The organism is Kamptonema formosum PCC 10802 (genome assembly GCF_000332335.1).
Lineage (GTDB): Bacteria > Cyanobacteriota > Cyanobacteriia > Cyanobacteriales > Oscillatoriaceae > Oscillatoria.
In genome coordinates, this window is record NZ_KB235948.1 from 5200183 (window position 1) to 5216973 (window position 16791).

At 56.5% G+C, this 16791-nt stretch carries 15 protein-coding genes and 1 pseudogene; 10 read left to right on the forward strand and 6 right to left on the reverse strand.

Annotated elements, in window-relative coordinates:
* Positions 1–1053: a glycosyltransferase family 4 protein gene (locus OSC10802_RS0122855; RefSeq protein ID WP_017719096.1), complete on the forward strand. Its 1053-nt coding sequence runs from the start codon at positions 1–3 to the stop codon at positions 1051–1053.
* Between the two features lie 146 nt (positions 1054–1199).
* Here the strand turns inward: OSC10802_RS0122855 and OSC10802_RS41360 are convergent, their stop codons facing one another.
* The 3 genes from OSC10802_RS41360 to OSC10802_RS0122870 form a co-directional block, all read right to left on the reverse strand.
* Positions 1200–2615 carry a GumC family protein gene (locus OSC10802_RS41360; RefSeq protein ID WP_017719097.1) on the reverse strand — a complete coding sequence of 472 codons (1416 nt, stop codon included), beginning with the start codon at positions 2613–2615 and terminating at the stop codon, positions 1200–1202.
* A gap of 375 nt (positions 2616–2990) precedes the next feature.
* Positions 2991–4178 carry a glycosyltransferase family 2 protein gene (locus OSC10802_RS0122865; RefSeq protein WP_017719098.1) on the reverse strand — a complete coding sequence of 396 codons (1188 nt, stop codon included), beginning with the start codon at positions 4176–4178 and terminating at the stop codon, positions 2991–2993.
* A gap of 12 nt (positions 4179–4190) precedes the next feature.
* Positions 4191–5498 (reverse strand): glycosyltransferase family 4 protein, encoded by a 1308-nt coding sequence (locus OSC10802_RS0122870; protein ID WP_017719099.1) that lies wholly within the window; start codon positions 5496–5498, stop codon positions 4191–4193.
* Positions 5499–6552: 1054 nt separating this feature from the next.
* Between OSC10802_RS0122870 and OSC10802_RS50720 the strand changes: the two genes are divergently transcribed.
* The 5 genes from OSC10802_RS50720 to OSC10802_RS0122900 all read left to right on the forward strand — a co-directional run bounded on the left by OSC10802_RS50720 (position 6553) and on the right by OSC10802_RS0122900 (position 9075).
* Positions 6553–6732 carry a hypothetical protein gene (locus tag OSC10802_RS50720; RefSeq protein WP_155968228.1) on the forward strand — a complete coding sequence of 60 codons (180 nt, stop codon included), beginning with the start codon at positions 6553–6555 and terminating at the stop codon, positions 6730–6732.
* 241 nt (positions 6733–6973) lie between these two features.
* Entirely contained in the window at positions 6974–7231 is a 258-nt protein-coding gene (locus OSC10802_RS0122885) for a hypothetical protein (protein WP_155968230.1), read from the forward strand.
* Between the two features lie 64 nt (positions 7232–7295).
* Positions 7296–7469, forward strand: a complete 174-nt coding sequence (locus OSC10802_RS50725) for a hypothetical protein (protein WP_155968231.1) — start codon at positions 7296–7298, stop codon at positions 7467–7469.
* A gap of 245 nt (positions 7470–7714) precedes the next feature.
* Complete coding sequence (locus OSC10802_RS0122895; RefSeq protein WP_232731729.1) at positions 7715–8197, forward strand: hypothetical protein; 483 nt, start codon at positions 7715–7717, stop codon at positions 8195–8197.
* Between the two features lie 395 nt (positions 8198–8592).
* A complete protein-coding gene (locus OSC10802_RS0122900) occupies positions 8593–9075 on the forward strand; it encodes a DUF3122 domain-containing protein (RefSeq protein WP_017719105.1) in 483 nt (160 codons plus the stop codon).
* 139 nt (positions 9076–9214) lie between these two features.
* On the opposite strand, the gene OSC10802_RS0122905 is transcribed toward OSC10802_RS0122900, so the two are convergent.
* Positions 9215–11866, reverse strand: coding sequence for a DUF3536 domain-containing protein (locus OSC10802_RS0122905; RefSeq protein WP_017719106.1), 2652 nt, complete (start codon positions 11864–11866; stop codon positions 9215–9217).
* A gap of 165 nt (positions 11867–12031) precedes the next feature.
* On the opposite strand from OSC10802_RS0122905, the gene OSC10802_RS0122910 reads away from it, so the two are divergent.
* On the forward strand, positions 12032–12250 hold the full coding sequence (locus OSC10802_RS0122910; RefSeq protein WP_017719107.1) for a hypothetical protein: 219 nt from the start codon (positions 12032–12034) through the stop codon (positions 12248–12250).
* A 233-nt stretch (positions 12251–12483) separates the two neighbouring features.
* The gene (cax, locus tag OSC10802_RS0122915) at positions 12484–13599 is read left to right on the forward strand and encodes a calcium/proton exchanger (RefSeq protein WP_017719108.1); all 1116 of its coding nucleotides are present in this window, start codon (positions 12484–12486) and stop codon (positions 13597–13599) included.
* A 192-nt stretch (positions 13600–13791) separates the two neighbouring features.
* On the opposite strand, the gene OSC10802_RS56640 is transcribed toward cax, so the two are convergent.
* Positions 13792–14010, reverse strand: a complete 219-nt coding sequence (locus OSC10802_RS56640; RefSeq protein WP_017719109.1) for a mannan-binding protein — start codon at positions 14008–14010, stop codon at positions 13792–13794.
* A 366-nt stretch (positions 14011–14376) separates the two neighbouring features.
* On the opposite strand from OSC10802_RS56640, the gene OSC10802_RS0122925 reads away from it, so the two are divergent.
* Positions 14377–15873, forward strand: coding sequence for a protein kinase domain-containing protein (locus tag OSC10802_RS0122925; protein ID WP_017719110.1), 1497 nt, complete (start codon positions 14377–14379; stop codon positions 15871–15873).
* Positions 15874–16130: 257 nt separating this feature from the next.
* Here the strand turns inward: OSC10802_RS0122925 and OSC10802_RS0122930 are convergent, their stop codons facing one another.
* Positions 16131–16382 carry a hypothetical protein gene (locus tag OSC10802_RS0122930; RefSeq protein ID WP_155968234.1) on the reverse strand — a complete coding sequence of 84 codons (252 nt, stop codon included), beginning with the start codon at positions 16380–16382 and terminating at the stop codon, positions 16131–16133.
* Positions 16383–16521: 139 nt separating this feature from the next.
* Between OSC10802_RS0122930 and OSC10802_RS54725 the strand changes: the two are divergent.
* Positions 16522–16778 (forward strand): annotated as a pseudogene (locus OSC10802_RS54725) (transposase family protein); the annotation flags it as partial.
* Positions 16779–16791: the final 13 nt, after the last annotated feature.

Here is a 16791-nt window from a genome sequence, read left to right on the forward strand (position 1 = left end):
ATGAAGTACCATTTAGCCTTAGGACGACCGGCAGACCTAGAGAGTATCGCCCGCGACGCCGCTGCCGGCATTTGCCCCCGGCACGTCATGTGGGCGCTCAGCCGGCAGCTGGGGGCGACTGTCCACCAGCCGGGAGCCGAGCCGGTGCTGCCTTCAGACAGGATTCGCTCTCAAATAGCGAGCCGGCCCGAACACTGGGCCCTAGCCCGCACCCTGTCCGAACAGCTCACAAGTGACGACCTGATATACTGCACCGGCGAAGATATTGGCATTCCTGTAGCAGCGCTGTGCGGCGCTAAACCGGACCGGCCCAAGATCGCCGTCACTCTCCACAATATAGACCGGCCTCGCGGGCGTGTGGCCTTGAAGCTGTTCCGCTTGGCGCAGCGCACTGACCTGTTCTTGCCGGTCGCCCGCCCCGCGTTCGATTTCCTCCGCCGCTCCCTGCGCCTCCCAGAAAGCCGCATCCGCACGCTCCCCGAACAGACGGACACGACCTTTTTCACGCCCGGTCCGCCCTCACCAGACAAGCGGCGTCCAGTGATTGCCAGCGCCGGACTGGAGATGCGGGACTGCCGCACCCTCGCCGAAGCGACACAGGATCTAGAGGTGGACGTCAAGATTAGCGGTTTTTCCCGAGACGCTCGCGCCAGTGCGCGGGCGTTCCCAAAAACCCTGCCGGCCAATATGTCCCGCCGCTTCTACTCGTGGCCCGAGCTGGTGCAGCTCTACCGCGACGCCGACGTAGTGGCCATCAGCCTCACAGACAGCAAATCCTGCGCCGGCATCACCACCCTGCTGGAGGCGATGGCGTGCCGGCGACCGGTGGTGGTGACTCGCACCCGAGGTCTTGCCGATTACCTCGCCACTCCGGGCGCAGTCACCGCCGTCAATCCCGGCGATCCCGCCGGTTTGCGCCAAGCGATCCTCCGCCTGCTGAATAACCCCCAAGAGGCGCAACAGCAGGCTGAGCGCGGCTACGAACTGGCTGTCAAGCATCACAACAGCGAGCGGTATGTCGGAGCCCTCACCGCACAGCTGGCATTACTGTAGTGCTGACAGCCTGCGGGCGCAGCTGCCGGTGGCCCTCGCGCCATCCAGAACAGTGAAAATCCGCCCGCTTCGCTGTTTCATCCCTCTGTCGCGCACAAAATTCCCCACTCGCGCTTGCAACCCAATTCAATACGGAAAAGCAAAACCTATTCTTCGGGTGGGAACAGATTAATCATTCCTTTTTTACTCAACCAGAATAAAACCAGAGCCGGTGTCAGGGCAACAGACGCGCCGGCTGCCCCCATTAATATGAATTTTTTCTTCGACCCGCTGGGAGCGTCTGGCAAGCTAGGCTCCGCTAGCATTTGTAACGGTGGGTAAGCCGCAGAAGTCTCGGGCTGGCTCAAGTTTAATTTCGCCACCGTAGAAGTAAAAATCGCTTGAGCCACTTGCACCTCTTGATCCAGGCTATCTAAGGTAGGCTGCTCCTTAGTTAAAAGCTTGAGGCGGGTTTCTTGCTCAGCAATTTGCTGGCTGAGCGCTTCAGCATTCGCCATCATTCCTTGCGCCTCTCCCCGCACGGTGATTAACTCCTGGAACAGAGTCGCGCGCTCTCCAGAAGCGCCCCCACTTACGGTCAGGGTGAGAAAATCCAAAACCTCTGGCTCCACCGGCTTCGCCAGAATCAAATTCCCCCGCTCCATTAAAGCCGCGCGAGCCGCTGCCTGCTTAGTTCTTTCCGCCTCAACCATCGGGGAAGCCGGCGTCCATTTGGCTATTAATGTTACAAGATTCGCGCTAGCTTCACTGTACTTTTTTAAATACTCTTGAAAGATTTGATCTCCTTGGAGAGTCAAAGCATCAACGGCTTGTTGGGGCGACATCCCCAGATTAGCAGACAGCAGCTCCTGGCGGCGAGCCGCTAGCTGCTGCTCTCCTAACAGTTCCGACCTTTCCTTGCGCAACTCCTCAATATTATCTGCCACTTTGTCTATTTGGTCAGAATTATTCAAAATTGAGGTCGCCTTATACTGCGACAGGCGCTCTTGCGCGGCTTTAAACTTCTCCTGAGCCGAGCGCAGAACCGCTCGAGTTTCTTCCTTTTGCCGCTGGGATTCCTTAACGCTGAGTAAATCCACCTGTTTGATTAAAGCTTCATTGAGTGCCAGCGCTTTTTTATAAGCTTCTTCTGGAGTGCCGCCGCTAATCTGAAACTCCATGATTGTAGTATTCGGCACCAAGGTGATTTTTGGTTTGCCAAATTTTGCTGCCGGCACCCCAGCCGCCCTAGCCGCAGCCGACAGCACTGATGGGCTATTGGCTAGGTACTGGTAATTGTCTCGCGGATCTAACCGCTGGCTGTACCCCGCCAGCTCGCCACTAGATGAGGCGGGACCCACTCCCGGCAAGTTAACATTCACTCCCGACTTGGACGGGGGAAGATGTAAAGACCACTGAGCTGTGTAATTGGGGGCTTGTTTTTTCATTGCCAGAATCGCTCCCCCCCAAATAATGCCATTTAGCAAAATCCCCAAAATTAGATATAGCCAGCCGGACGTCAGCCAGGAACGCCGCGCTTCAATTGCTGTTGAAGTTTGCGGAATCTCTAAAACTCTCGACATTGAAAGTTTCCTAAACTTAAAATTTTCCTGTCAAATAAAGTCGGCGGTTTTCTTGAACTTTCCCTCTCCTACCCAAGCGGTAGTGGCCCCATCTTTATCAAGCTTAGGCACTGGCGTTGAAGAAATCATCCCCCTGAAGACGGAAAAGCGAGGGGGGAAGGGCAAGAAGATTCCCCCCCTGATATAGCCTCTCTCATATTAGTGAGGTACTGAGAAACCCGGTTCCTTAAAGAAACCGGGTTTCTGGGCCATAGTTCACAAAAAACCTAACCCCCCACCCCCCTTCCCGCGCTCGGAAGAGGCGGAAATTTCACCGGCTCCCCCTCCGCGAAAAGCGGGGAGCGGGTTGGGATGCCTGGTTCCTCCCAACAGCTCTCAGGTGTCGCGTTCTGTTCGCACCCACTCGGTTTGACGCCGGACCAGAAAAGCCAGGTAGAGCGGAATTTTCCACAGCAAATACAGCGGAACAGCCGCCAGCGCCCGCACCGGCAGCGCCGCACGGCCAAAGAACGCCCAAGCTGTCACTATCGACAAAAAAATCAGCATCCCGCTGCCGGCTAGCAAGCAAGCGGGCACCGGCGACGCCCCCCACACCGCAGCCAAGATGGCGGCTGCAGTGCCCGCCCCCCACAGCATCACCAGCAAAGAAAGCGGCGGCACGCACAAATCCAGCGCCAGCGCCAGCAAATCAAATCGCTTCTGCCGAATGGCTTCTTTGAGCAGTCGGGGCACTTGCGTGAGCAGCGTTTCTATGTGACCGTGCTCCCATCGCGTTCTCTGACTTTTTGCCGCCGGCTCCTGTTTGGGGAGAGTGCCGGTCACTCTCGCCTCCGGGGCAAACACCGGCGGGTGACCCGCGACCGCCAGATCCAAACCCAGCTGCATGTCCTCTACAATGTTGCCGGTGGCTAAAGAAGTCGAGCGAATCACCGCCGGCTCAAAAGCCATTCCCGTGCCGGTGAGCAAGCATGGCAGACCCAATCTGTCAAGCCCCCGGGGGCGGACTAAATTTTTCACCAAAAACGCCAGCGCCGAAACCAAATCCCGCGCCTGAGGACTGGGGGGCACTTCCAGCAGGTATGTCGCCTGCACCGGCCTTCCTTTGGCCACCGCTATTCGCGCCAGACGCTCAACTGCGCCTGGCTCTACAGTGCAGTCGGCATCCACCACCACCACCGCCGCCGGCGGATCGGCCTCCAGAAACCGCAAACCGCAGTCCAAAGCGTAGCCCTTCCCCCGACGCGACGCATCCCGCCGTTCAATGACAATAGCCCCCGCCTCACGGGCAACTTCCGCCGTTCGGTCGCTGCAATTATCTGCGACAGCCACCAGCCGGTCGCCCGCTTTCAATTCCGGCTGCAGCGTCTCAACTGTTTTTCGGATCGCTGCTTCCTCATTGTGCGCCGGCACTAATACAGCCACCCGGGGCTTTTCTTTGGCGGAATCCGACTGAACGCCAGCTGCCGGCAGTAGCGCCGCAGCGCACTCCGCGAACAGGACCGCACTGGGAACCAGCAGCCCGAGGGCGAGCGCAAACAGCACAGTATCAACCAGTAAAACCATATAAAAACCAGCCTAAGAAACCGGGTTTCTAAGCTCCGTGGGTGCCCGAAACCGAGTTTTTTCCAAAAACCCGGTTTCTAAGCTTTCCAATCGCGCCCTGTCAATGCTTGCCCGAAACAGCGCGGCTAATTTTCCCGCCTCCACAGCGGCATTGTGCTGCTTGGCGACACGCTCCGCCCCCCTTTTGCCCATTTGCTCTAGCTTTTCCACCGGCTCGCAGCAAGCGGCAGACATCGCATCCGCCAGCGCCTCTACCGAACCCGCCGGCACCAGCCAGCCGCTGACACCGGGCTCGATTAATTCAGGAATGCCGGCGACACAGGTGCTGATAGCCGGACGCCCCAGCGCCAGCGCCTCCATCAGCACCACCGGCAAACCTTCAGCGAGACTGGGCAGCACCATCGCCCGCGCCGCCAGAATCTCCTGACGCACCCGCTCCCCGCTCGCCCAACCGAGGATTTCGACGCGCTTTTGCAAGCCGAGCCGTGCGATTTGAGCTTCCAGTTCCGCTCGCATTGGCCCATCGCCGACCAGCACCAGTTGAAACGGCAAGCCCTGGGCTGCCAGCCGGCTGGCGGCTTCCAATAAAATGGGATAGCCCTTCTGCACGTCAAGCCGGCCTACAGACACCAGGCGCGGCTCCACCGGCACAGGGGTGTGCGGCGCTGCCAGAAATTGCTCGTCTGCGCCGCAGTGGATGATGTGAATTTTTGACCAGTCCTTATAATTGCACCACCGGTAAAGTTGGCTGCGACCGAATTCACTGACGGTGACCGCAAATGAAGCCCGCTCGACTTTTTCTCGCAAAGCCAGAAGTTGGGGTCTGTCAAACTCTTCCGGACCGTGAACCGTGAAGCTGTAAGGCGGACCGCCAAGCTCCGTCACCAGCATCGCCACCGCCGCCGAATTGGTTCCGAAGTGGGCGTGAAGGTGGTCCGCACCGGCATCTGAGAGCCAGCGCAGCAGGACGCACGCCTCCGCCAGGTAAGCCAAATGCAGCGCCACTCCCCGGTCTGAGCGCCAGCCAGTCTTGAGCGCTAGCCGCAGTGCTTTCAGGAACTGAGCCGGTCGGGCTGTGACGGTGCGCAGGACGCCCCGCAGCAAGCCGGCTATCCCCACCCCCAAGACAGTGCGAGTTTTTTGCAGTTCAGCAACGTCAGCACCGTCAGCCAGGTTAGCGCCGCCGTAACGGATAGAAAAGCGCCCCACCCGAATGCCGTGAGTTTCCAGACCGGCAATCTCTCGCCGGATGAAGCTGTGACTCACTTTTGGGTATTGGTTGACTAGATAGGCAACGGTGGCGTAGGGGCTCTGTGGCATAATCTACTGTCCCTTGCGAGAAACAAATCTCTAATTTTTCGGGGGGCTTTCAATGCGCTGTGGGTCCCGCTTGTGCGCCGCCAGCTGTTAGAGGTGCCCCACCTGGCTTGACGCCCGTTTTACCACCGTCCCTCAAAAGTTTCCCCGCGTGTTGCCAAAATGCCAAATTGCTGCCGTGCCTGAGTTTGGAGGATTCTGGGCGCTGCCAGTTTTGGCCTTCCAGTCGCACTTCTATATAAAGGTGCTTTAGTCCTGCGGAAAAAATATTGTAGCCTTTCTATTTTAGTTGCGGTCGCTGAGAAACCCGGTTTCTCAAAGAAACCAGTTTTCTGCCCCCACCCCCATGTTTGACAATTTATTTAGAATTGCTATATTGATTTCAACTGGGTAGTGTAGCGGAAAGATTTACGGTGCTGCGCCAAGTCTTGACAAAACCGCCCCATTGTGCGTTGGCAGCGCTTACAGCCTGCTGGCAATGACGGTCGCTCTCTTGAGCCTGCTGGGCGCACCCAGCGCTGCCCAGTGCCGGTATTCCCCCAGGTGCCGGTGAAGCACTTTTGACGATCCTGGAAATTATCAAACAGGGATGGCAGTTGCTTTGGGCGGATTTCTCTGACCGGCATCTCAGATGAGTTTCCGGCGCAGGTGACGTTTGCGCGCAAAGCTGCGGCAGTTCGTGATATTATTCTCCAGTGCCGGTCAGTGGGAGCGCCTAGAGACGCCCGGAGCGTTGCAATCGCTGTGACTGCTGCTGGTTCTCGACGCCCCAGAGCCCTGTCTCACCGCAACAGACAACAGAGGTCGCTATCTGCCGGCAAAGTTTGATAGCGTTCTCTTGCAAAAGCCAGAGCGCTGCAAGCGCCAGCCGCCTAAAATCATAAAATTTTATTAAATTTCTCAAGAGTTCACGAAAACGGTTTATCAGGAAAAGCAAAAGGGTGTATAATTGAACCGTCTGCCAATAACGGTTAAGGTCGGTAGTTTTTGACCCGATGCGCGGGAGTCCGGGAGTGCCAGAAGGTGAGGGAATCTAACATTCCAACATTCTTCAGACTTGGGTTCGCCGAGCGCGGTGCCGGTGCGGGTTTATCAAGACTCTGAACTGCGAAGTAACAATCTCTGGCTTCACCCGCCCCTACAGTCCTTGACTGACCTTCTCAACGACAAAAGAGTCAACGGAAAAACCTTCTACAAAGGAGGCGGCTTGCGCCTGTTAGCAGCACCGCACAACTAATGGCGCGCACGCAGCAGGCAGGGGCAATCCCCCCGTGGTTGCCCCTACCTTTCCTGAGTAGAAAAATCACAACAGATGACAGCCGAGCGGAGCTGCCCTCTCAGGAAGTAGCGCTCTTGATGGGGAGTCCGAAAGGACAAGCTTTTCTGGCGAGATGCCCGCCAAAACGGAAAAGCCGCAAAGAGTACGGCTCGGTCTGCGCTTTCAATAGGCTGCTGTTTTGAAAGAAATTAAGGTTTTTATGAGCAGAATGATAACAACTAAGGATGACCTAAGCAGATGGTTTGATGAGGGGCTAGCTCAAGGAGCTACCCACCTTATAGTCGTCTGCAATACCTTCAGCGATGAAGATTACCCCCTCTATGTAGAAGCTTGTGAGGACGTGCAAATAGTAGTCAAATGTCACGATGGCGTGAATTTGCAGGAGGTGATAGAGGTATATAACTTGTCCGTGGATAAAGATACCCAACTAGCGCAAGAGCGAGCGTTAAACTACTAACTTTTTACCTGGCTGGAGCGCCGGCAGAGTGCCGGTGGCCCCAATAGAGCCAGCAAGAGCGAAAATGGTGTGGAATACCGGCGCGACCGCAACTGCGCTGCCACAGACCCAGCTTGTGACCGTCGCCACTCCGCAAGACGGGATGGCGATTCGGGGGCTGCCGGTCAAATGGCAGCCGGCGCGACCGCAACTCTTTCAGCAGTTTGAGAGCCGGTCGTTTTTCTGGCAACCGCGCTGATGTTGGGGCGGCGAGGCAATCAATCGCCTCTCTCCAAGAGAACTGGCCAAAAACCCCCAGCGGCTGGTGAGCGGGATTTTAACCTCTCGAAGCTATCCCTCCTTTATTTAATATTTTATTTATTTTTGCGGCCTCACTAAAGTGCTTTATAGCAATAGCCACTGAGGGAACGGACATTCTGGCTCCCCCGCCTCCCTTCCTCCCCCGCTCCCGCCGCTCCCGCCGCTCCTGTTGTCCTAACCAATATGGCTACTGCTATAATAAAAGAAACTATATCCTCGGAGGCCCTCGTGGACATCAAAAAGCTAAGCAACCCGATCCAAAGTGTCAAAGATAAGGCCCAAGAAGTTAAGGGTCAACTGCAAGAGCAAGTGACAGAAATTTCAGCCGCCGCACAAGAACAATTCAATGCAGTTCTGGAGGAATACCAAAACATTCTCCCCCGAGCAGAAAGTTTGGGCCTGAGTGTGGGGAGTTTTAAAGTAGAGATGGGCCTCGTGCCAGAGATTCAAACCTCCCTAGTTGGTTCCGTCGAGCAGATTAACAAAGAAGCTGTTCAAAAATTGATAGCCGACAATCAAAGCAACAAGCTTTTGGCGCTCGTCCTTAACGGCTTGCTGATCACCAAGGAGCTGCAAGAGCGATTAAAGATACAAGCGCTGAAAGGGATTACCGTTGATATTAAGCTCGGTCTAACTCCTAATGTATCCGTACATTTAGCGCCTTAGTTTGGTGAAGGGGGTGAAGTTTAGGTTAGGACGTTGGACAGGCGTCTCGCCTGTCCCTCTCTCTACTAGCAAGTGAGATCCCCTGTATTCAACTGACTGTCTGCTCCTATATCTGCGGCGCATATCGGAGTATTGATAAACTCGCCCCTACTTGGCGAGTATAGCAGCAGTCATATTGGTTAGAACAATAGAAGCTTCGGGAGCAGGGGAGTAAGGGAGGCCGGAATGTAGGTTTCCTAAATGCTTACTGCTATATAGACGTAGGTACGGCGTCCGCCGAGCCTGAAGGTCTAATGTTCTAACCTAAGTGCATACTGCTATAAAGGGTGCATAAAATATTATAATATAAAAAAACGTGAGCCATCAAGAGGTGTAACTTGCGGAAGATATTATGTTTGTTTACCTGCGGATTAATTCTGTGGCTGTGCGTGGGTTTGGGCAATCAATCACCTGCGGTTGCAGCGGTGAGTCAGATGGAAGAAGCGCCGGGGCAGATATTAGTGCGCTCCCGGCACACTTTGCGAGACGAGACGGGAAAATCCTGGCAGGTGGTGCTATTTAAACGGGTGACAGCAGGTGAAGTCGAGAGCCTCAATTTGCGCTTGGTGGGATTTCCCGGTGTTGCGGAGTTCGCTCACCCGCAGCCCTTAGAAATTACAGCCGCTAAGGGCGAAGTATTCACCGCAGCAGATAGGTTCCCTGCCGGCGCACCGGCTGCCAATGTCGGTGAGTGGGACCTCTTGAATATCTTGCCACAGCTGCCCAAAAATTCGCCGGTGCGGCTCTCGCTGCCTTTGGGGACAAATCAGTCCCTAAAGGTGCGAGTTCCGCTGCCGGTGGTGCTGGAATGGCAAGACATCGCAACTCGCAAATATTGACGAGTCACCAGAGGTGCCAACCAGTTGGGCTTTAGCCCAACTACGAACCTTTGGGCTTTAGCCCAACTACGAACCTTTGGGCTTTAGCCCAACTACATACGGTAGGGCTAAAGCCCAACTACATACGGCTACAGCGCCCCTAAACCGGCAGCCAGTGCAGCCAAGCGCTGACATCCACAGCCAACTTTTGCCCCAGCAGCAGCAGCTGGCGCATCCCGACGCTCTCCGACTGAAAGTATTCGGGCACAATTTCACTGCGCAGCTCCTGGCAGTAGAGTTCCTGCGCCCGTTCCAGGTTCAGCTGCAGGTTCAGCTGGCGTCCGAGCTCAATCATCCGCTCGATGCGGTCGAGGAGCGCCTCAAAGGTCGCCGCGCACCCATCCCGCAGCAGGTGCCACAGCGAGCGCAAAATCAGCTGCTCCAACGTTTCCTTCGCTTCCGGCACATTCAGCTTAGCCCGCAGGTGCTTCGCTTCCGTGGCCAGCGCTTCCAGCTCAGCCAAATGGCCCAGACCCGCACGCCCGTCATCTTTTGACAAATCGCTGATTTCATGGTATAATTCCCGCACCGAAGTCAGGCAGCGGTGTCCCAGCGCAATCTCAGCAGCGACTTGCAACTCTTGCGGTGCCGGCAGGTCGTCGCGGTGGAAGCCCATCAAGATGCCGTAATTGTCCCGGTAGACCTGAGTGTACAGCTGCTCCACCCGGATCAGCGTTTCCTGGCTGAGCAGCTGCATAATGCGGTGGCGCTCCTCAGCGAACAAGTCGCGCAAGCTGTAGGACTGCTCCCCAAACAGCTGCACCATTGCCAGAATCGCGTGAGCTGCAGAAGCCTCTTGCAGCGCTTCAAACAGGCGATCTTTAATTTGCGTGTAAGACCGGCGGCCAGTGAAAGGCTGGATGCAGCAGTGGAAATCCCAGCCCCCCAGATGCAGGACGGCAAAGACATACTGGGCATTCTCCTGGGTGATTTCCGAAATCAGCTGCAGCTGCCCAACGGCCACGGTGAGAGGGCCCATGCGCTGTAGCTGGTAATCCACCTGGTGGGCGGTGTAGCAGTACACCCGCTGTATCGGCAGATAGGTGGTGAACAGGGAACTGATAGCGTAGTGCGCTGCCACTTGCTCGAAGCGAACCTGGGAGGTGACCACCAGATGCCGGTACACCGCTGCCCCATCCCTGTAAAGGTCAGCATTGGTGGGGGCAAAAGCCAGCAGCTCCACAAATTGCTTTTCCAGCTGCACACCGGCAACCTCACCGGCAAGTTCCAGCGCCCGGGCGGCGTAGCGGAGGATCTGCACCCCCTCCGGACGCGACAGCTCCTCAAAAAACCAGCCGCAGCTCGTGTACATCAGCAGCCCTTGGCGCTGCATTTCCAGCAGGCGCAGGGCGTCCACCTGCTCTGCCGGTGACAGCTGGTGAGAGGCGTGGCGGGCGAGGAAGCGCTCAACATTTTCCAGAGAGCGGTCGCGGATCACCTGGATGTACTCATCCCGCGCCAGCCAGGGATTGCGGAACAGCCGGCGACCGGCATCCTCACAGACCTCAATCAGCTGGTCGCGCAGCCAGTCGAGCGCCGTCCGCAGGGGGCGACGCCACTTTTGGTGCCAGCCGTTGCCGGTTGCGCCGCAACCGCAGTCATCTTGCCACCGGCTGACTCCGTGAAAGCAACTCCACGCCGTCACCGGCTTGAGCTCCACCTCCCAAGTCGGGAGGTGGAGGCTCAGGTAATGGGCGAAGTTTGTCACCGTCCAGCCGCGCTGGGGAAACTCTTGAGTCACAGCGTAGGCGAGGCATTTCTCCTTGCCGCGCTTGTGGTGGCCAAACGTTTCCCCATCCGTCGCCGCAGCAATCAGCTGGCTTGTGCGGCTGTCCCCGCGCACCGCCATCCCGATGCGCCCCGCCAATTTGTGCGAGCTGTCGAGGACATCGTTAAAGCCCATGTCCCGCGAAATCGGGCCATCGTAGAAAAAGATGTCGATATAGTCCCGCGCCCGATCCCCACCGGGCAAGAAACAGCGATAGGGTCGGGTGGCGTCGATTTGCCCCCCGCCCACTTCCAGCCATTCCGCCTTACCCTCCCCGTTACTGGCATGCGAGGGTAGGGGGCGGCAGCGCTGAGCTTGGTAAGGAGCCAGAATGATGAACTTAATCCCCTCGGCGACGAGCGCCTCCAGGGTGGGATAGTCCACAGCGGTTTCCGCCAGCCACATGCCTTCGGGATCGCGGCCAAACCGGGAGCGGAAATCTGCTTTCCCCCAGCGAATTTGGGTGTACTTGTCCCGCTCGTTTGCCAGGGGCATGATGATGTGGTTGTAAACCTGGGCGATAGCATTGCCGTGACCGTTCAGGCGCTCGCAGCTTTTGCGGTCAGCTTCCAGAATCCGCTGGTAAACTTCCACATCGTAGCGTTCCAGCCACGACATCAGTGTCGGACCGATATTAAAGCTGAGATATTCATAGTTGTTGACAATTCCCACGAGCTCGCCCCGGTCATTGAGGACTCGCGCAAAGGCATTCGGGCGATAGCACTCGCTGTCAATCCGTTCGTTCCAGTCGTGGAACGGTGCCGCAGACGGCTGGCGCTCAATCGCGTCCAGGTAGGGATTTTCGCGCGGCGGCTGGTAAAAATGTCCGTGTATGGTGACGTAAACGCCGGTGGCTGCCTGCAGGGGATCGCTGCCTGGCGCGTCTTTTGGCGTTTCTAGCCGGTCGGGAGCCTGCTGGAGTGCGCCCGCGATCTCACCTTGGGCTGCAGGACTAAAAGAGGCAGTATCGGAAGTTGCTGTCATATTACCAAATCCCAGTCGATAAATAGAATTTGCCTGCCGGCTAGACAGACTGCTGGATTGACGCACCAAGCTTTAATCATTTAATTTGCACTCTATTCTGACAGGTTTTCTGCCGGAATTTTCTTTACATGCGCACAAAACAATAAATTTTGCAAAGCAAACTAAATGTATTTGGGCTCAGCCGGCAAGCTGTCTTGCCTGCGGTTGGCCATCAGAGCCGGTCGAATTCGGCTAGCACCAGAGGGCGAGAAAGCCCGCTGGCGCTGTCCTGAGCGCTGTGCTGTCTGGAAATTAGGGGCCGGCGACGCCGCGAATTTAGGAGACGGGAAATTTTGCGGCATCGGGAGTGCTGGCCGCCGGTGCGGCGGGGACGCACAGTATTAATACCCGCTCTCACCGGCTCGTCAAGCTCATGTTTTCAACTCCCTGTCAGTTTCGCACAAAACTTTCATCATCCGCAAGACAGAATGCAAAATTGTTGTGCAAAAAATACAGCGGATGGATTTACATTTTGCATGAAAGGCACGTGGGGTCAGATGGCACAGGTGGCCTAGCGCCCTCGGCAAGGACTGCTAGCTTGGCTAAACTGAAATTTCAGTCTCCTCTGAGAAACCTGAATGTCAGCGAACAAAATATTTTTAGTCCTGCTGCTGTTTATCCCGATTTCCATTGCCGCCCACTTCCTGGAGTGGGGACCGCTGTCGGTGTTTCTCCTCTCCGCACTGGCCATTGTCCCCCTGGCCGCCTGGATGGGCACAGCCACGGAAGAAATCGCCGTCGTCGTTGGCCCTTCCCTGGGAGGGCTGTTAAATGCTACCTTTGGCAACGCTACGGAACTGATTATCGGTCTGGTGGCGCTCAAAGCTGGAGTCATTGATGTGGTCAAAGCCAGTATCATCGGCTCGATTGTCAGCAATTTGCTCCTGGTGATGGGCTTGTCGATGCTTTTGGGCGGTTTGCGCTACAAGGAGCAGACCTTTCAGCCGATTGTGGCCAGGACGAACGCTTCGTCCATGAATCTGGCTGTGATTGCCATTCTGCTGCCAACTGCAGTGGATGTCACCTCGAATGGCATTAATGAAGTCACCATGCAGACGCTTTCGAGCGCTGTGGCGGTGGTGTTAATTTTGGTCTACGGGCTGACGCTGCTGTTTTCTATGAAGACTCACACCTATCTCTACGATGCCGGTGTGGCAGAGGAAGCCAACGAGGAACTCGCAGAGGCGAACCTGGCACCGGATGAGGTTGAGGGCAAAACCAATCTGTGGCTGTGGGTTGGCGTGCTGTTTGTCTGCACCGTGATGGTGGCGGTGGAGTCAGAGTTGCTTGTAGACAGCCTGGAGGAAGCGACTGCGCGTCTGGGGCTGACGGCGCTGTTCACCGGCGTTATCCTCGTCCCGATTATTGGCAACGCCGCCGAACACGCTACCGCTGTGACAGTGGCCATGAAGAACAAGATGGATCTGTCTGTGTCGGTGGCGGTGGGGTCAAGCTTGCAAATTGCCCTGTTTGTCGCGCCGGTGCTGGTTCTCGCCGGCTGGGCCTTCGGCCAGCCGATGGATCTGGATTTCAATCCGTTTGAACTGGTGGCGGTGGCGGTGTCGGTGCTGATTGCCAATTCTGTGAGTTCCGATGGCCGGTCTGACTGGCTGGAAGGCACTCTGCTGCTGGCTGCCTATACGGTTTTGGGATTGGCTTTCTTCTTCCATCCGGTGATTGAGAGCATTGGCTAGTCTATAGGGCATAGCGCATGGAGCATGGAGCATAGGGCATAGGGCATAGGGCATAGGGCATGGGGTATGGGGCGTGGGGCGTGGGGCGTGGGGCGTGGGGCACTGGCCATTTCCCCAGCTCCCGAAGCTCCCACCGCACCGCGACCTGCTCAATGCCCCACTCCCGCAGCTTTTGCCCAACGCTCAATCTTCCTAACTCACAGGACTAGCTGAGATTGAACAGGTATTGCAGCCGCAAACAGATTTTTGACCTGCCTCTACTTTTACCCACTGACCGCTCCACCCACCATTATTGGCGCAAACCTTGGGACATTTGCTGTTAGCATCCTGCTGGCTCCAAATGGGGCCCGCATCAAGATTGCAACCGCAAGCATAATTTTCGCGCACCTTGTTTTTCAGTACGCCTTTCATGGTGGCTAGCCAATTCTTCGCATTGCCCAGCCTGAGGCTAGGAACGCCGTCCTTTCGGCTCCGCAGACTCCGGACAGACAGGCAAATTAAAAGCTTAACAGCTTACTGCCGGCCTGTACGAAAGCCTTTTGGCGCGTCTCTACAAGCCATCGGTCGAGTTCCGAACAGCTGCGGGAGGGGCGCGATGTCCTGAGGGCACAGTTCACCGGCCCACCGGCATTCCATCCCCCACCCGGCGGTAGAGGAAGGCTCCCCCCTATTTATCCCGCTTTGGCGGGCTTTTGCGGTGCCGGCGCGATTTGAAGAAACCGCCTCTCCGGTGAATCCCCATCCTATATTGGGAATACAGCCATCCCACCGGCACCCATGAGCTACTGCATCAACCCTAACTGCCCAAAACCCCAAAACCCAGACAATCTGCTGTTTTGCCAAACCTGCGGCTCCCAGTTGCTCCTGGAAGGGCGCTATCGCGTCTTGCGCCTCCTGGGCGAGGGCGGTTTTGCCAAAACCTATGAAGTCAGCGATTGCGGCACCCCCAAAGTCTTGAAACTCCTCTCCCTCAACCAGCCGAAAGCTGTATCCCTATTCCAGCAAGAAGCGCGGGTGATGAGCCGGTTGAATCATCCGGGCATTCCTAAAGTAGCTCCCGACGGCTACTTCACCTTTTCCCCCAGAAACAGCCAGCAGCCGGCGCACTGCTTGGTGATGGAAAAAATTGAGGGGATAAATTTAGAGCAGTGGGTGAGCCGGCGAAACAATCAGCCGGTTCCGGAAGACGTGGCGATCAATTGGTTAAAGCAACTTGTCGAAATATTAGCTCAAGTTCACCAGCAAAATTATTTCCATCGCGACATCAAACCGGCTAATATTATGCTGCGCAGCTCCCCGCCTCACCAAGGGGAGTCCGGGGGGAAGCTGGTGTTAATTGACTTTGGCACTGCCAGGGAAATTACCGCCACGATTCTCGGGGGCGGGCCCAAAGTCACGCAGATTTTTTCAGCCGGCTTCACCCCAGCGGAACAAGCCAGTGGGCAAGCTGTGCCCCAATCTGATTTTTTCGCTCTCGGGCGCACGTTTGTTTATTTGCTCACCGGCAAGCCTCCCACGGAATTGCCGGCAGACTCTGCCACAGGACAGCTGCTCTGGCGAAACAGCGCCCCTCAAATTTCCGAGCCGGTGGCTAAGTTAATAGATGACCTCATGGCTTTGGTGCCGGCAAAGCGGCCTCAAACTGCCCAAATCATTTTACAGCGTCTGGCAGAGATTGAGCGCAGTTTCTCTCAGCCCTCTCCCCCAGCGCGGGGAAATCTGCCACCGGCACCTCCTATCTATGCCGGATTTTGGCGGCGCTTTATGGCATCGCTGACAGACACCAGCATTGTGACAGTCGCGGCGGCGGCTATTAGCGGATTTTTCCTCAATTACAAGTCTAACATAACCGATGGCAGCTTGCAAGGCTTTGACGTATTCTTGAATGCGGCAGCGCTCACAGCTTTGGGGACAGTAGGGGGGTTTATCGGGCTGCTGGTAGCGCTGCTGGCGATGCTGTTTCGCTGGAAATTCTTCGGGGAAGATCCTTCAGTAATACTGGGTGCGATACTGTTAGGAATGGGGGTGAAATGGCTGTATTTTACCTTACTGGAGAGTTCCCCAAAACAGGCAACTCTGGGGAAAATGTATGTGGGGGTCGTGGTGACGGACGAAAATGGCCAGCGGATTTCATGGCAGCGGGCGAACCGGCGCTACTGGAGCAAAACGATTTCAGGGGCGATTTTGCTGCTGGGGTTCCTCCTGGCCGGCTTGACTCCCAAGAAACGGGCGCTGCACGATATGATCGCCGGCACTTTGGTGGCCAAGAACTAGGGTGAGAGATCGGGGGTTAAGGGTTAGGGACAGGGGTTAGGGGTCAGGGGTTCGGGGTTCGGGGTCACGGGTTCGGGATCGCGGGTTCGGGGTTGGGTTTGAGGAGAGAAGTCGATAATTTACCCAATGCCCCATGCCCCATGCCCCACGCCCCACGCCCCACGCCTGACGCCTGATGCCTGAGGCCCCACGCTTGACGCCTTACGCCCCACGCCCCACGCTTGACGCCTTACGCCCCACGCCCCACGCCTGACGCCTTACGCCCCACGCCCCACGCCCCACACCCAGTCCCCGCCGTTCAGGGGCAGAGCTTCTGCATTGCGCTGCCGGTGGGGGAGCGTGCCGGCTTTATTTCCCTCGCCCCACCCCCAGATCCTTTGGAAGGCGATGGTGAGGGCGAGGGCAGACGGGGGTATAATCAATCCAGAAGTGCGGCGGCGAAAAAAATTTACCCCAGCTGAATCAAAGGAGGTAAAATTTAATCCTGGATTTCTTGCGCAATCCCACAAAACGTGATACAATGCAGACGGTGCCGAGAAATTGACAAAGGCCCCGGTCTGCTCCGAACAGGCAAATCGCAACTTCAATTACCGCGCTTATTTTTCTGCCAACCTGCCTTGACTTCCGACACGGAAGCCTACGGCTTTGCGAAAAATCAGGTCTAAAACGGCGAGAGCGATGCTGGGTCGGCGCACTACCCGTTCAAAAGTTCAAAATGTCCACACCGGCAAGGGGTGGATCTAAAGTTTTCCACTGTCCTAGCTGCGGATTTACGCGCTTCGCAAGACGGTAACGGATCTTTTAGGATTTTCCTGAAAGCTTTGCGGGATACCGCCTCTATCACTTTTACCGGGGATAGTGCTATCGTTGCATTGTCCGGGAATACCTCGAATAATGTCGCGTAAATGTATCAGACGG

What these genes read in the sequence shown, in the direction of transcription:
- OSC10802_RS0122855 (WP_017719096.1), top strand. Translation starts at nt 1, where the DNA reads ATGAAGTACCATTTAGCCTTAGGACGACCGGCAGACCTAGAGAGTATC.
- OSC10802_RS41360 (WP_017719097.1), bottom strand. Translation starts at nt 2,615, where the DNA reads ATGTCGAGAGTTTTAGAGATTCCGCAAACTTCAACAGCAATTGAAGCG.
- OSC10802_RS0122865 (WP_017719098.1), bottom strand. Translation starts at nt 4,178, where the DNA reads ATGGTTTTACTGGTTGATACTGTGCTGTTTGCGCTCGCCCTCGGGCTG.
- OSC10802_RS0122870 (WP_017719099.1), bottom strand. Translation starts at nt 5,498, where the DNA reads ATGCCACAGAGCCCCTACGCCACCGTTGCCTATCTAGTCAACCAATAC.
- OSC10802_RS0122885 (WP_155968230.1), top strand. Translation starts at nt 6,974, where the DNA reads ATGAGCAGAATGATAACAACTAAGGATGACCTAAGCAGATGGTTTGAT.
- OSC10802_RS50725 (WP_155968231.1), top strand. Translation starts at nt 7,296, where the DNA reads ATGGTGTGGAATACCGGCGCGACCGCAACTGCGCTGCCACAGACCCAG.
- OSC10802_RS0122895 (WP_232731729.1), top strand. Translation starts at nt 7,715, where the DNA reads ATGGCTACTGCTATAATAAAAGAAACTATATCCTCGGAGGCCCTCGTG.
- OSC10802_RS0122905 (WP_017719106.1), bottom strand. Translation starts at nt 11,866, where the DNA reads ATGACAGCAACTTCCGATACTGCCTCTTTTAGTCCTGCAGCCCAAGGT.
- OSC10802_RS0122910 (WP_017719107.1), top strand. Translation starts at nt 12,032, where the DNA reads ATGTATTTGGGCTCAGCCGGCAAGCTGTCTTGCCTGCGGTTGGCCATC.
- cax (WP_017719108.1), top strand. Translation starts at nt 12,484, where the DNA reads ATGTCAGCGAACAAAATATTTTTAGTCCTGCTGCTGTTTATCCCGATT.
- OSC10802_RS56640 (WP_017719109.1), bottom strand. Translation starts at nt 14,010, where the DNA reads ATGAAAGGCGTACTGAAAAACAAGGTGCGCGAAAATTATGCTTGCGGT.
- OSC10802_RS0122925 (WP_017719110.1), top strand. Translation starts at nt 14,377, where the DNA reads ATGAGCTACTGCATCAACCCTAACTGCCCAAAACCCCAAAACCCAGAC.